This is a genomic window from Burkholderia sp. MSMB1498 (assembly GCF_001526245.1).
In the GTDB taxonomy this organism is placed as follows: domain Bacteria; phylum Pseudomonadota; class Gammaproteobacteria; order Burkholderiales; family Burkholderiaceae; genus Burkholderia; species Burkholderia savannae.
The window spans coordinates 119,373-132,795 of sequence record NZ_LOYJ01000101.1 but is presented as its reverse complement, the minus strand read 5'-3'; the positions used below and the strand labels follow the sequence as shown (position 1 = coordinate 132,795).

General features: G+C 66.8%; 13 protein-coding genes. 6 read left to right on the top strand and 7 right to left on the bottom strand.

Features of this window, described 5'->3' with window-relative positions:
* Nucleotides 1-40: 40 nt before the first annotated feature.
* From WS91_RS22170 to WS91_RS22155, 4 genes are all read right to left on the bottom strand, one after another.
* A complete protein-coding gene (locus tag WS91_RS22170; RefSeq protein WP_038750127.1) occupies nt 41-796 on the bottom strand; it encodes an ABC transporter ATP-binding protein in 756 nt (251 codons plus the stop codon).
* A complete protein-coding gene (locus WS91_RS22165; RefSeq protein WP_038750124.1) occupies nt 793-1,572 on the bottom strand; it encodes an ABC transporter ATP-binding protein in 780 nt (259 codons plus the stop codon). The genes WS91_RS22170 and WS91_RS22165 overlap by 4 nt, the downstream gene beginning before the upstream one ends.
* Before the next feature lie 502 nt (nt 1,573-2,074).
* Nucleotides 2,075-3,760, bottom strand: coding sequence for a GMC family oxidoreductase (locus tag WS91_RS22160; RefSeq protein WP_059671029.1), 1,686 nt, complete (start codon nt 3,758-3,760; stop codon nt 2,075-2,077).
* A gap of 239 nt (nt 3,761-3,999) precedes the next feature.
* On the bottom strand, nt 4,000-5,526 hold the full coding sequence (locus WS91_RS22155) for a CoA-acylating methylmalonate-semialdehyde dehydrogenase (protein ID WP_038750244.1): 1,527 nt from the start codon (nt 5,524-5,526) through the stop codon (nt 4,000-4,002).
* Between the two features lie 140 nt (nt 5,527-5,666).
* On the opposite strand from WS91_RS22155, the gene WS91_RS22150 reads away from it, so the two are divergent.
* A complete protein-coding gene (locus WS91_RS22150) occupies nt 5,667-6,566 on the top strand; it encodes a LysR family transcriptional regulator (protein WP_038750119.1) in 900 nt (299 codons plus the stop codon).
* Nucleotides 6,567-7,007: 441 nt separating this feature from the next.
* The gene (locus tag WS91_RS22140) at nt 7,008-7,538 is read left to right on the top strand and encodes a class IV adenylate cyclase (RefSeq protein ID WP_038750114.1); all 531 of its coding nucleotides are present in this window, start codon (nt 7,008-7,010) and stop codon (nt 7,536-7,538) included.
* A gap of 78 nt (nt 7,539-7,616) precedes the next feature.
* Here WS91_RS22140 and WS91_RS22135 read toward each other — a convergent pair whose 3' ends face one another.
* The gene (locus WS91_RS22135) at nt 7,617-8,108 is read right to left on the bottom strand and encodes an Lrp/AsnC family transcriptional regulator (RefSeq protein WP_004195800.1); all 492 of its coding nucleotides are present in this window, start codon (nt 8,106-8,108) and stop codon (nt 7,617-7,619) included.
* Between the two features lie 140 nt (nt 8,109-8,248).
* Between WS91_RS22135 and phhA the strand changes: the two genes are divergently transcribed.
* Together phhA and WS91_RS22125 are read left to right on the top strand one after the other, a co-directional pair.
* On the top strand, nt 8,249-9,142 hold the full coding sequence (gene phhA, locus WS91_RS22130) for a phenylalanine 4-monooxygenase (RefSeq protein ID WP_059671028.1): 894 nt from the start codon (nt 8,249-8,251) through the stop codon (nt 9,140-9,142).
* Nucleotides 9,143-9,159: 17 nt separating this feature from the next.
* Nucleotides 9,160-9,531: a 4a-hydroxytetrahydrobiopterin dehydratase gene (locus WS91_RS22125; protein ID WP_226377176.1), complete on the top strand. Its 372-nt coding sequence runs from the start codon at nt 9,160-9,162 to the stop codon at nt 9,529-9,531.
* Between the two features lie 82 nt (nt 9,532-9,613).
* Here the strand turns inward: WS91_RS22125 and WS91_RS34100 are convergent, their stop codons facing one another.
* Complete coding sequence (locus WS91_RS34100; RefSeq protein ID WP_038750108.1) at nt 9,614-9,844, bottom strand: DUF3717 domain-containing protein; 231 nt, start codon at nt 9,842-9,844, stop codon at nt 9,614-9,616.
* Between the two features lie 120 nt (nt 9,845-9,964).
* On the opposite strand from WS91_RS34100, the gene WS91_RS22120 reads away from it, so the two are divergent.
* Together WS91_RS22120 and WS91_RS22115 are read left to right on the top strand one after the other, a co-directional pair.
* A complete protein-coding gene (locus tag WS91_RS22120) occupies nt 9,965-10,657 on the top strand; it encodes a response regulator transcription factor (protein ID WP_004195796.1) in 693 nt (230 codons plus the stop codon).
* A gap of 116 nt (nt 10,658-10,773) precedes the next feature.
* The gene (locus WS91_RS22115; protein ID WP_059671027.1) at nt 10,774-12,240 is read left to right on the top strand and encodes a sensor histidine kinase; all 1,467 of its coding nucleotides are present in this window, start codon (nt 10,774-10,776) and stop codon (nt 12,238-12,240) included.
* Between the two features lie 386 nt (nt 12,241-12,626).
* Here WS91_RS22115 and WS91_RS22110 read toward each other — a convergent pair whose 3' ends face one another.
* A complete protein-coding gene (locus WS91_RS22110) occupies nt 12,627-13,145 on the bottom strand; it encodes an SET domain-containing protein (RefSeq protein ID WP_038750102.1) in 519 nt (172 codons plus the stop codon).
* Nucleotides 13,146-13,423: the final 278 nt, after the last annotated feature.

Below are 13,423 nucleotides of genomic sequence, written 5' to 3'. Positions count from 1 at the left end.
TGTCAGGTTATGTACATCGGGGGACCGGCAAAGCGGCGCGCTAGACGCCCAGCAGATCGTGCAGCACGGGCATCTTCCCTTCGAGCTCGGTCGCGCCGAAATGCTCGACGATGCGGCCGTGCTCCATCACGTAGAACCGATCGGCGAGCGGCGCCGCGAAACGGAAGTTCTGCTCGACCATCACGATCGTGTAGCCGCGCGCCTTCAGCGTGACGATCATCTTCGCGAGCGTCTGCACGATCACGGGCGCGAGGCCCTCGGAGATCTCGTCGAGCAGCAGCAGATTCGCGCCCGTGCGCAAGATCCGCGCGACGGCGAGCATCTGCTGCTCGCCGCCCGACAGCCGCGTGCCCTGGCTGCTGCGTCGCGACGCGAGGTTCGGGAACATCTCGTAGATGTCCTCGAGCGACATCGCGCTCTTGCGATCGCCGAGCACGGGCGGCAACAGCAGGTTCTCCTCGCACGACAGGCTCGAGAAGATCCCGCGCTCCTCCGGGCAATAGCCGATGCCGTAATGCGCGATACGGTGCGTCGGCAAATCGATCGTCTCGTGGCCGGCGACCTTGATCGAGCCGCTTCGCCGGCCCGTGAGCCCCATGATCGCGCGCAGCGTCGTCGTGCGGCCCGCGCCGTTGCGGCCGAGCAGCGTGACCACTTCGCCGCGGTGCACGGTCAGATCGACGCCGTGCAGGATGTGCGATTCGCCGTACCACGCTTCGAGCCCCGCGATCGCGAGCGCGGGCGTACCGCTTTCGACGTTGTTCAACTCGCGCTCTTCCCGTTCGCTGTGGTTCATGCGTGCGCCCCCGCGAGGGCCGCGTCCGCGCTGCCCATGTACGCCTCGACGACGAGCGGATTCTTCGACACCTCCGCGTACGTGCCTTCCGCGAGCACTTCGCCGCGCTGCAGGACGGTGATCGTGTCGGAGATGCCCGCGATCACGTTCATGTTGTGCTCGACCATCAGGATCGTGCGGCCGCTCGCAACCTTCTTGATGAGCGCCGTCACGCGATCGACGTCCTCGTGGCCCATTCCCTGCGTCGGCTCGTCGAGCAGCATCAGCTCGGGCTCCATCGCGAGCGTCGTCGCGATTTCGAGCGCGCGCTTGCGGCCGTAGGCGAGCTCGACCGTCGGCACGTGCGCGAAATCGGTGAGGCCGACCTGCGTGAGCAGATCCATCGCGCGATCGTCGAGGCGCTTGAGCGAGCGCTCGCTGCGCCAGAAATGGAACGCGGTGCCGAGCGAGCGCTGCAGGCCGATGCGCACGTTCTGCAGCGCGGTCAGATGCGGAAACACCGCGGAGATCTGGAACGAACGGATCACGCCGCGCCGCGCGATCTGCGCGGGGCGCTCGTCGGTAATGTCGATGCCGTTGTAGACGATCTGACCCGACGTCGGCTTCAGGAATTTGGTCAGGAGATTGAAGCAAGTGGTCTTGCCCGCGCCGTTCGGCCCGATCAGCGCGTGGATCGAGCCGCGCCGCACGCGCAGGTTCACGCCGTTCACCGCGGTGAAGCCCTTGAATTCCTTCGTGAGTCCGCGTGTTTCGAGAATCGTGTCGCCGAGAATCATGTTCCCTTCCTACGAAGTGAGGCGAAGCGCTGGGAGATCTCGCACAAGCGGCCACGATGCGTTCAGCGGATGTGAGGCTGCCCCCGAGCTTTGTGTGATTGCGTCGAGGCTGGTCTCCCCGCGCAAGTCGCAGATTCCGACCGCGTGTCATTGTCGCGCCGTTGGTGCAGTGCATTCATCGGGATTTGCACTTATAGGGCACGACAGACGCAAGCATTTTTTACTCGTTTTTTTTGATTTCCAGATCAATACGCTCGCGTATTGCCGCGCAGCCGATCGGTTAGCGCGAAATCGTTTCAGATCTCGCGCAAACCCTGATGCCGCACGCATTTTTTCCGCGCGCGGCGAAAATATTCTCGACAAGAAAACGCGTTCCGGTACGAATCGAAAACCACTGCCGCGATCGAGTGCGCGCGCGATAGCCGGCTGCGCTTTTGGGTTAACCCTCGGCTGTTTTTTTATTGCGATTGTTTGCCGGATCTTTCAACGGATCGTGTCGGTTTTACGACGGCAGCGCGGCATCCGCGTGCGCGGCCGCGCCACGCTCCGCCGCGCCGCGACGATCCGCGCGGATCATGTCGCTCGCGCGCTCGGCGATCATCAACGTCGGCGAGTTCGTATTGCCCGACGTGATCGTCGGCATCACCGACGCATCGACGACCCGCAGCCCCGTCACGCCAAGCACGCGCAGGCGGCTGTCGACGACCGCGTGCGGATCGTCCGCGTGCCCCATCCGGCACGTGCCGACCGGATGGAAGATCGTCGTGCCGACCGCGCCCGCCGCGGCGATCAATTCTTCCTCGCTCAGATACTGGGAGCCCGGCAGGATTTCCTCGGGTGCATAGCGCGCAAGCGCGGGCGCGGCGGCGATCCGGCGCGTGAGGCGCAGCGCGTTCGCCGCGACGTGACGATCGTAATCGGTCGACAGATAGTTCGGCGCGATCGACGGCGCGTGCGCCGGGTCGGGCGACGTTGCATGAATGCTGCCGCGCGACGTCGGCCGCAGATGGCAGACCGAAGCAGTGAACGCGTTGAAGCGATGCAGCGGCTCGCCGAAACGCTCGAGCGACAGCGGCTGCACGTGGTATTCGAGATCGGGCCGCGCGAGCGACGGATCGTTCGGGTCCGATTTCGCGAACGCGCCCAACTGCGACGGCGCCATCGACATCGGCCCGCGCTGCATCAGCGCATATTGCAGGCCGATCCACAGCTTGCCCCACCAGTGCGCGGACAGCGTGTTGAGCGTGCGCACGCCGCGCACGCGAAACGCCATGCGCAACTGCAAGTGATCCTGAAGGTTTTCGCCGACGCCGCGCAGATCCGCGACCACGCCAACGCCAAGCGCCTGCAGCCGGTTGCCGTCGCCGATGCCGGACAGCTCGAGCAGCGGCGGCGAATTCACGGCGCCCGACGCGAGCAGCACTTCGCCGCGCGCGCGCGCGACGAAGGGCGCGCCGCCGCCGCGATACTCGACGCCCGCGCAGCGCTTGCCGTCGAACACGAGCCGCTCGGCCTGCGCGCCGGTGATCACGGTGAGGTTCGGCCGCGAGAGCGCGGGACGCAGGAACGCCTTCGACGCGTTCCAGCGAATGCCGCGCTTCTGATTGACTTCGAAATAACCGACGCCCGTGTTGTCGCCGCGATTGAAATCGTCGGTCGACGGAATGCCCGTCTGCTGCGCGGCCTGCGCGAACGCTTCCAGGATCTCCCAGCGCAGCCGCTGCTTCTCGACGCGCCACATGCCGCCCGCGCCGTGCGCGTCGCTCGCGCCCGCGTGATGATCCTCGCTGCGCTTGAAGACCGGCAGCACGCTGTCCCATGACCAGCCCGCGTCGCCCGTCGCCCGCGCCCATTCGTCGTAGTCGTCGCGCTGGCCGCGCATGTAGATCATCCCGTTGATCGACGACGAGCCGCCCAGCACGCGCCCGCGCGGATACGACAGCGCGCGGCCGTTCAGGCCCGCTTCGGGCTCGGTCTTGTAGAGCCAGTCGGTGCGCGGATTGCCGATGCAATACAGATAGCCGACCGGAATGTGGACCCAGTGATAGTCGTCCTTGCCGCCGGCTTCGAGCAGCAGCACGGTCACGTCGGGGTCCTCGGTGAGCCGGTTCGCGAGCACGCAGCCCGCCGTGCCGGCGCCGACGATCACATAATCGAATTCGCCTTCGAGCGTACGTTCGGTAGCCACCTTCTCCGTCTCCTCAATATGGGTGCGGCGGTCCTTGCGCGGGCCGCCGTCGTGCGCGCCGCGGCGCAGGCCGCGCGTCGCGCCCGCTGTCGTGTCGTGTCGTGCCGTGCCGTGCCGTGCCGTGTCGTGCCGTGTCGTGCCGTGTCGTGCCGTGCCGTGTCGTGCCGTTAAAGCATAGACCGCGCGCGGGCCCTTTGCGGTGCGCGCGCGGCAGCGTCAGTGCATCGGTTGCGCTCGCGTCACTTCGCGACGGGCATCGTGAACTCCGCGCCCTTCGCGATGCTGTCCGGCCAGCGCTGCATCACGCTCTTGTAGCGCGTGTAGAAGCGCACGCCCTCCTCGCCGTACGCGTGGTGATCGCCGAACAGCGAGCGCTTCCAGCCGCCGAACGAATGCCACGCCATCGGCACCGGAATCGGCACGTTGATGCCGACCATCCCGACCTGGATCTGCCGCGCGAACGCGCGCGCGATGCCGCCGTCGGACGTGAAGCACGACACGCCGTTCGCGAACTCGTGCGCGTTGATGAGCGCGACCGCGCTTGCGAAGTCCGGCACGCGCACGACGGCCAGCACCGGCCCGAAGATTTCCTCGCGGTAAATCGACATGTCGGTCGCGACGTCATCGAACAGCGTGCCGCCGAGAAAAAAGCCGCTCTCGCACCCTTCGACGACGTGATCGCGCCCGTCGACGACGAGCTTCGCGCCCGCCGCGACGCCCGCGTCGATATACGCGGACACCTTCGCGCGATGCGCGGCCGTCACGAGCGGCCCCATTTCGACGTCGGATTCCATCCCGTCGCCGATCTTCAGCGTTTTCGCGCGTGCGGCGAGCCGCTCGACGAGCGCGTCGGCGACGCCGCCCACCGCCACCGCCACCGAGATCGCCATGCAGCGCTCGCCCGCCGATCCGTAAGCGGCGCCGATGAGCGCATCGACCGCCTGATCGAGGTTCGCGTCCGGCATCACGACGAGATGGTTCTTCGCGCCGCCGAGCGCCTGCACGCGCTTGCCGCGCCGCGCGGCTTCCGTGTGAATGTATTCGGCGATCGGCGTCGAGCCGACGAACGACAAGGCGGCAATGTCCGGATGTGCGATCAGCGCGTCGACGGCGGTCTTGTCGCCGTGCACGACGTTGAACACGCCGTCGGGCAGCCCCGCTTCCTTCAGCAGCTCGGCGAGCCGGATCGACGCCGACGGATCGCGCTCGGACGGCTTCAGCACGAACGTATTGCCGCACGCGATCGCGACCGGGAACATCCAGCACGGCACCATCATCGGGAAGTTGAACGGCGTGACCCCGGCGACGACGCCGAGCGGCTGCCGCAGGTTCCAGTTGTCGATGCCGCCGCCGATCTGATCGGTGAAATCGGTTTTCAGCAGGCTCGGAATCCCGCACGCGAACTCGACGATCTCGATGCCGCGCATCACTTCGCCCTTCGCGTCCGAGAACACCTTGCCGTGCTCGCGGGTGATCAGCTCGGCGAGCTCGTCGTGATGGCGGTCGAGCAGTTCCTTGAACTTGAACATCACGCGGGCGCGCTTGAGCGGCGGCGTCTCGCTCCACGCGGGGAACGCCGCGGCCGCGGCCGAGACGGCCGAACCGACTTCCGCGACGGTGGCGAGCGGCACGCGCGCCGCCACGTTGCCGAACGCCGGGTTGAATACGTCGCCGTAGCGGTCGCTCGCGCCGTCGACCGCGCGACCGCCGATGAAATGGGTCAATGCGCGCACGCGCGAATCGTTCGAATGGGTGCTGCCGTTCATGTCGTCCTCCGTGTTTGCCGTCGCCGCGCTCGGCTGCGCACGCGAGCCGCGTGCGTCGGGAAAGAAGCGTACCCGCGAGCCCCGTACGCGATCCAATGAGTTATGCTCAATTGCGTTATAAGCAGCGCTAATATTGCTCGATGGACCTGACTCTGCTCCGCGCGTTCGTCGCGGTCGCGCGCGAGGGCAATCTCACGCGCGCGGCAACGCAACTGCATCTGACGCAGCCCGCCGTCAGCCTGCAGATCAAGAATCTGCAGGATCTGCTCGGCGTCGGCCTGTTCGTGCGCACGTCGCGCGGGCTCGTGCTCACGCGCGACGGCCAGGCGCTGCTGCCGCACGCGGAGCGCGCGCTCGACGCGGCGGCCGACGTGAAGCGCGCGGCCGCCGCGCTGCGGCACGAAGTGCGCGGGCGGCTGCGGATCGGCACGATCCTCGACCCCGAATTCCTGCGGCTCGGCGGCTTCCTGAAGCGGCTCGTCGAAACCTATCCGCAGATCGAGACGGCGCTGCGGCACGGGATGTCCGGCTGGGTGCTCGATCAGGTCCGCTCGCGCGAGCTCGACGTCGGCTACTACATCGGCCGGCCGGAAGAAGACGATCCGCGCGACGCCGGGCGCTTCCACACGGTGACGCTCACGCAGTTCCGCTATCGGGTGCTCGCGCCCGCCGGCTGGAAGGAACGCGTGCAGCGCGCGCGCACGTGGCGCGAGCTCGCCGCGCTGCCGTGGATCTGGACGCCCGCCGCGTCCGCGCACCAGCGGCTCCTGTCGCGCCGCTTCGCCGACGCGCTCGTGCAGCCCGTCAAGGTCGCCGAAGTCGATCAGGAGACGTCGATGCTCGATCTCGTCAAGTCGGGCGTCGGCCTGACGCTCGCGCGCGACTCGGTCGCGCTGCGGGAAGCGCACGCGCACGCGCTCACGATCGTCGAGCATGTCGCCGTGCCCGCCGAGCTCACGTTCGTCACGCTCGCCGAGCGGCGCGACGAGCGCGCGATCGCCGCCGCGCTGCGCCTCATCGACGAGCAATGGGCGATATGAGCGCCGCTGATGATCGAAGCGGCGGCGAAGACCTGGACAGGTGGAACGCCACGGTCGCGACCTGAATTGAATCAGGGCACGCCTCGCGCAATCGCTTCGGCGTCGAATCGCGTGATTGCGGCGCAATGTCGCGCCGCGACCGTCGCGCTCGATCCCACTCATCGCGCCGGGCCGCACCAAGTCGCGCCGCGCCCAATCGTGCCGTGCCGCACCGCGAATCGCGCCGTGCCGCGCGGCGTCGCCGCAAACGGCGCCGCCCTTGCGCATGACGTACCCGGCCACGGCGCGCCGCTCACCGGGCTCGGCCGCCCGCCGCGCGGCCGTTTCCGCCGAATGCGGCAGGCCCCGTTGCACGTCGCGTCAAAAGCGCTCGCGCCCCGATAGAATGGGGCTTCTGGATGGTTCGTCCGGACCCGCAAACGCTCTTCACAGGAGACCCGCATGGCCCGCAACATCGAGATCAAAGCCCGCGCGCGCGAATTCGAACGATTGCGCGAACGGGCCGCCGAGCTGGCGCCCGACGCGCCCCTCTTCTACCGCCAGCAGGATTTCTTCTACGACGTGCCGCGCGGCCGGCTAAAGCTGCGCCGCTTCGAGGACGGCACGCCCGCCGAGCTGATCTTCTATCAGCGCGACGACCAGGACGGCCCGAAGGCGTCGTACTACACGCGCAGCCCGGTGACGAATCCGGACGCAATGCACGCGCTGCTCGCGACCGCGCTGACGACCCGCGGCATCGTGACAAAGGAGCGGCACGTCTACCTGGCGGGCCGCACGCGAATTCACCTCGACCGCGTCGACGGCCTGGGCGACTTCGTCGAGCTCGAAGTGGTGCTTGCGCCGGACGACGACGAGGAAGGCGGCCACGCGGAAGCGCACGCGGTGTTCGAAAAGCTCGGCGTGTCGAGCGACGATCTCGTCGCGGTTGCGTACGTCGATCTGCTGAACGCGCAGGCCGAACCGGCCGCGTAACGCGCGCCGGCGAGGCGGACGTGCGGGCAAAGCGCGCCCGCCCGCCGGCCGCCTGTCGTCAGCCGCGCCGCGCCCGCGTCACGCGGCGGGCGCGCCGGACGCGAGATGGCCGAGCGGCAGCGGCCCGTTGCGCTTGAACGTCGTGAGCACGATGTTCGAGCGTACGCTGTCCACGCCCGGCACCCGCATCAGCTTCTTCATCACGAACGACGACAGCGCGTTCAAATCCGGCGCGACGATCCTGAGCAGATAATCGGCGTCGCCGACCACCGCATGACATTCGAGCACTTCGGGCAGCACGTCGATCTGCTGCTGGAACTGCTCGATGATCGAATCGCCGTGATGCTTGAGCTTCAGGCTCGTGAACGCGGTGACGCCGAGCCCGAGCCGCTCGGGCCGCAGCACGACGCGGTAGCCGTCGATCACGCCCGCCGCCTCGAGCCGCTGCAGCCGCCTGCCGATCTGCGACGGCGACAGCGGCACTTCCTCGCCGAGCTGCTGATGCGTCGCGCGGCCGAAGCGCTGCAACACGTCGAGCAGCGCCAAATCGAAGTGATCGAGTTCCAGCATGAAAATTCTCCGCGTGATTTTGCGTATCAATGCGAGATTATCGCATTTAAAGCCGAATAGCCGCTGACTTTGCGCCCAATCCGCGCAAGTCCCGCCCTACACTTGCAGGCATTCCAACCGATGCGAAGCAAGCGTTCACCATGTCCACCGTCGTCACCGCGAAACTGAAGGAACAGTTCGACGCGGGCCTCGAAACCCGCGCCGATTTCACCATCGACCAGCCGCTCGCCCGCTACGGCGAGGCCGACCACGCGGCGTGGCGCCAGCTCCATGCGCGCCAGGCGTCGCTGCTGCGCGGCCGCGCGTGCGACGCGTTCGTCGACGGGCTCGCGCGCATCGGCCTGCCGGCCGATCGCGTGCCGTCGTTCGCCGACGTAAACCGCCGGCTCGAGCCCGCGACCGGCTGGCGCATCGTCGCCGTGCCGGGCCTCGTGCCGGACGCCGTATTCTTCGAGCACCTCGCGAACCGGCGGTTTCCGGTCACCTGGTGGATGCGCCGCCCGGACCAGCTCGATTACCTGCAGGAGCCGGACTGCTTCCACGACCTGTTCGGCCACGTGCCGCTTCTCATCGATCCGGTGTTCGCCGACTACATGCACGCGTACGGCCGCGCGGCGCTCGGCGTCGCCGACGATCCGCGCGCGCTCGCGCTCCTTGCGCGCCTCTATTGGTACACGGTCGAATTCGGCCTGATCCGCGATGCGCGCGGCGAAAACGGGCTGCGAATCTACGGCGCGGGCATCGTGTCGAGCAAGGGCGAGACGCTCTACAGCCTGGAGAGCGCGGCGCCGAACCGGATCGGCTTCGATCTCGAACGCGTGATGCGGACCCGCTATCGAATCGACACGTTCCAGAAGACCTACTTCGTGATCGACGATTTCGCGCAGCTCTTCGCGCTCGCCCACGTCGACGCGCGCATGCTCGCCGCCCGCCTCGCCGACGCGCCCGAGCACGCGGCGGGCGCGGTGCTTGACGGCGATCATGTGCTCACGCGCGGCACGGGCGAAGGCTGGGCAACCGATGAAGACGCCTGACGAACAATTATGAAAGAATGGCCGATACGGCGCGCCGCCGCGCGAACTGGCTCGGCCGCGCCGCCATCGGACGAGGTATGAAAATGATTCACAAGCTCACATCGGAAGAACGCAAGACGCAACTCGAAAGCCTGCCTCACTGGACGGCCGTCCCGGGCCGCGACGCGATCCAGCGCAGTTTTCGCTTCGCCGATTTCAACGAGGCGTTCGGGTTCATGGCGCGCGTGGCGATCAAGGCGCAGGAAATGAATCACCATCCCGAGTGGTTCAACGTCTACAACCGCGTCGACGTCACGCTGTCGACGCACGACGCAGACGGCCTCACCGAACGCGACATCAAGCTCGCGCATTTCATCGAGGAAGTGGGCAAGCACGCAAAGGCTGCGTAATTACCCTGATGGAGATTCGAAAACGGATCGTCAACGTATCGCTTTCAGTAAGCGTTTTCTATGCTGAATGAAGCGAAAGCCTTCAGCCTTCCAAGCCGTTGTTAAGTCGAACGTAAGAGTCCCATGCGTTGCGTGCTTTAGGGTCTAATCCTTCCAGTTGCAGCGCACTTTGGCGCTGTACAATCAGCAACGCATACGGTTTGGAAAGCGCGCTAGCCTCTTCGCAGAGTTCGAGTTCGTCGCCGCTCGACGGCGAGCGGGCCCGCCAGAAATTGATCGCGGCTTCGAGTTCGTGGATCGAAATATCGGACATGATCGAAATGTTCGTTGCTGGCTGTCCTGCTCGTTGCCGGGCATGCGACGTTTTCGTGGAAATGGCGTCGTGCTGTCCCGCGTGCCTGAACCGCCAACCCATTGTACTTGAGCGAATCTCATGCGACTCCTTCTGATCGAAGACGACCGCCCCATCGCACGCGGCATTCAAAGCAGCCTCGAACAAGCGGGCTTCACCGTCGACATGGTTCACGACGGCATCTTTGCCGAGCAGGCGCTCGCGCAAAATCGCCACGAGCTGGTGATCCTCGACCTCGGCCTGCCCGGCATCGACGGCATGACGCTGCTGTCGCGCTTCCGCCAGACCAACCGCCACACGCCCGTCATCGTGCTGACCGCGCGCGACGAGCTGAACGATCGCGTGCAAGGCCTCAACTCGGGCGCCGACGACTACATGCTCAAGCCGTTCGAGCCCGCGGAGCTCGAAGCGCGGATTCGCGCGGTGATGCGCCGCAGCGGCCCGCACAGCGACATGCCGCGCCCGGAAGTGTCGCTCGGCGGCGTGCGCCTGTCGGGCGTCGATCGCCGCATCTTCAACGACGACAAGCCGCTCGAGCTGTCGCCGCGCGAATTCGCGGTGCTCGAAATGCTGCTGCTGCGTCACGGGCGCGTCGTCAGCAAGGCGCAGCTGCAGGATCACCTGACGCACTTCGGCGGCGATCTCGGCGACACCGCGATCGAAGTCTACGTGCACCGGGTGCGCAAAAAGCTCGAGCAGTGCCGTGTCGAGATCGTCACGGTGCGCGGCTTCGGCTATCTGCTGCAGGAGATCCGCCAGACGGCGAGCGTCTGACGGCCTGACGCCGCGCGTGCGGCACGCCGCGGCCGCGCGTGCCGCACGCCCTACCCGCGCCGCTTCGCGAAGCGGCGCTTATCTTTTTCTTTCGCGCGATGTCCCTTGATCCGGCTGTGACCAGCCTGCGCCGCACGCTGTTGCGCCGCCTCGCCGCGCCGCTGTCGATGCTCGCGCTGATGAGCGGCCTCATTGCGTACTGGCTCGCGTGGCAATACACACAGCATGTCGTCGATCGATCGCTCGCCGATCTCGCATCGGCCATCTCGAAACAGATCCAGATCGCCGGCCCCGATGCGCCGTTCACGGTGCCGCCCCTCGCGCAGGCGATGTTCTCCGATCCGACCGAGCAGCTGATCTACCGGATCAGCGACGGCGAGCACGAGCTTGCCGGCGATCCGAAGCTGCCGCTGCAAGGCACGAGCGTGCGCCGGATGCACGTTGCGTACGTGTTCGAGGCCGAATACGAAAACCAGGCGGTGCGCGTGGCGCAAGTGCGCGTCGAGCAGACGGAAAGCGGCAATCCGATGATCGTCGAGGTTGCGCAGCCGGTGCGCTACCGCTACCGGATCGCGGCCGAATTCCTGGTTGCGATCATGATGCCGCTGCTGCTGCTGCTGCTCGCCGGCTGGGGAATCGTGTGGCGCGTCGTCAATCAGCAGCTCGGCCCGCTCACGCATCTCGCCGATTCGCTGAACCGGCAGACCCACACGTCGCTCGAGCCCGTCGACGAAACCGAGGTGCCGCTCGAAATCCGGCCGCTCACGAGCGCGATGAACGCACTGCTCGGCCGCCTGAAAACCGCGCTCGACGCGCAGCGCAAGTTCATCGCCGACGCCGCGCACCAGTTGCGCACGCCGCTCACCGCGATCAAGCTGCATGCGGAGCAAGCGGCCATCGCGCGCGATCCGCAGCAGGCGCTGACCGCGGTGCGCGAGTTGCGCTCGGCGGCAGACCGTGCGGTGCGGCTGTCGAATCAATTGCTGTCGCTCGCGCGCGCGGAGCCCGGCGAACAAGCGGCCCGCTTCGTCGACGTCGATCTCGCCGGCCTCGCGTTCGAAACCGGTGCCGAATGGGTGCCGCGCGCGCTCGCCGCACACGTCGATCTCGGCTTTCAGCGTGGCGACGGCCGCGCCGACGACGAGCCGCTCATCGTGCGCGGCAATCCGGTGCTGCTGCGCGAGGTGATCGCGAACCTGCTCGACAACGCGCTGAAGTACGTGCCGCTCGCGCGGCCGCAAGGCGCGCGGATCACGGTCGACGTGTCGCGAATCGCGCTCGGCGACGGCATGCCCGCGGCCGAGATCGTCGTCGAGGATAACGGCTCCGGCGTGCCGGCGGGACAGCAGGCAGACCTCTTCAAGCGCTTTTTCCGCGGCGACGCGCAAAGCGGCAGCGGCGTCGAGACGGGCGCGGGCCTCGGCCTTGCGATCGTCCACGACATCATCGCGATGCACGGCGGCACGGTGTCGTACTCGGACGCGCCCGAAGGCGGCTCGCGCTTCGTCGTGCAGGTGCCGCTCGCGGACAAACCGCCTGCGCCCGCGCCTCGTCCGTCGGAATCGCCGACCGCTTCGGTCTGACGAAGCTGCTGCTCGTGCGGCCGCGTGCCGCGCGCGAGCGGTTCGACGTGCGGATGCGATGCGCATGATCGAGCGATGCGGCTCGCCGCATGCGCGTCACGTCGTCCCTCGGAAGAATCCGAATGCCCGATTCACGGCCGCGTATGCGGCAATCGAAACGCGCGCCGAAGGAACATTCGCGCGCGACACCGCTGGACGACGCGTTCTCGAACGCACTCGACGACTCGGCCCAACGACGCGCGTCGCCGCCGCCAAACCTCCGCAGCCGCGCGCGAGCCAATTAGTTGGGATCGGAAAATATCGGGACGGCCCGTCTCGATTCGGCCGTCCTATCGAACGAAATCGCGGCGCGCGCCCGCCGTTCGCATCGCATCACCGCGGCGGCGTCACTTCTTCTTTTTCTTATCCTTGTCCTTGCCGCCTTTCTTTGCCTTCTTCTTTTTCTTGCCTTCGTCTTCTTCCGGCGTCGCCAGCAGCGTGCCCCGGCACGACGCCGCGCCGCAACGGCACGCGTATTCGCGCTTGAGCTTCTTCGTCAGGCGCGCATCGATCACGAGGCCGTAGTCGTAGAACAATTCTTCCTGCTCGTCGATGTCGCGCAGCGCATGGATGAACACGCGCCCGCCCACTTCCTCGGCTTCGCAGTTCGGCGCGCACGAATGATTGATCCAGCGCGCGCTGTTGCCGTTGATCTTGCCGTCGATCACGCCGCCCTCTTCGAGCGCGAAGTAGAACGTGTGATTCGGATCGTTCGGGTCGTGCGGATGGCGGCGCAGCGCCTCTTTCCACGAGATCCGCTCGCCCTTGTATTCGACTACGCGCTCTCCCGCCTTGATCGGCGCCGCGGCGAATACGCCCTTGCCGTGAACGCCCGAGCGGCGTACCACGATCCTGCGTGAACTCATCGAACGAATCCTTTGAAGACGACTTGAAACTGAAACGATCGCGCCGCGCATCGCATGTCGCTCGCGCCGCTTCGTCGGCCGCGACGCATGCGGCATTGCATGCCGTGCGTCGGCCGAGTGCGAATCACCCGAATCCTACACGTTCGGGATTGCTTCGTTCAACATCGAACGGCCGCTCGACGCTCGAAACCGCGCGAAATCAGCGGAAATCACGGTGCGCCGCGAATCGGCGAGTGAACCGGCGGGCGCGCTGCCCGCCCATCACTCTCCGATCACTC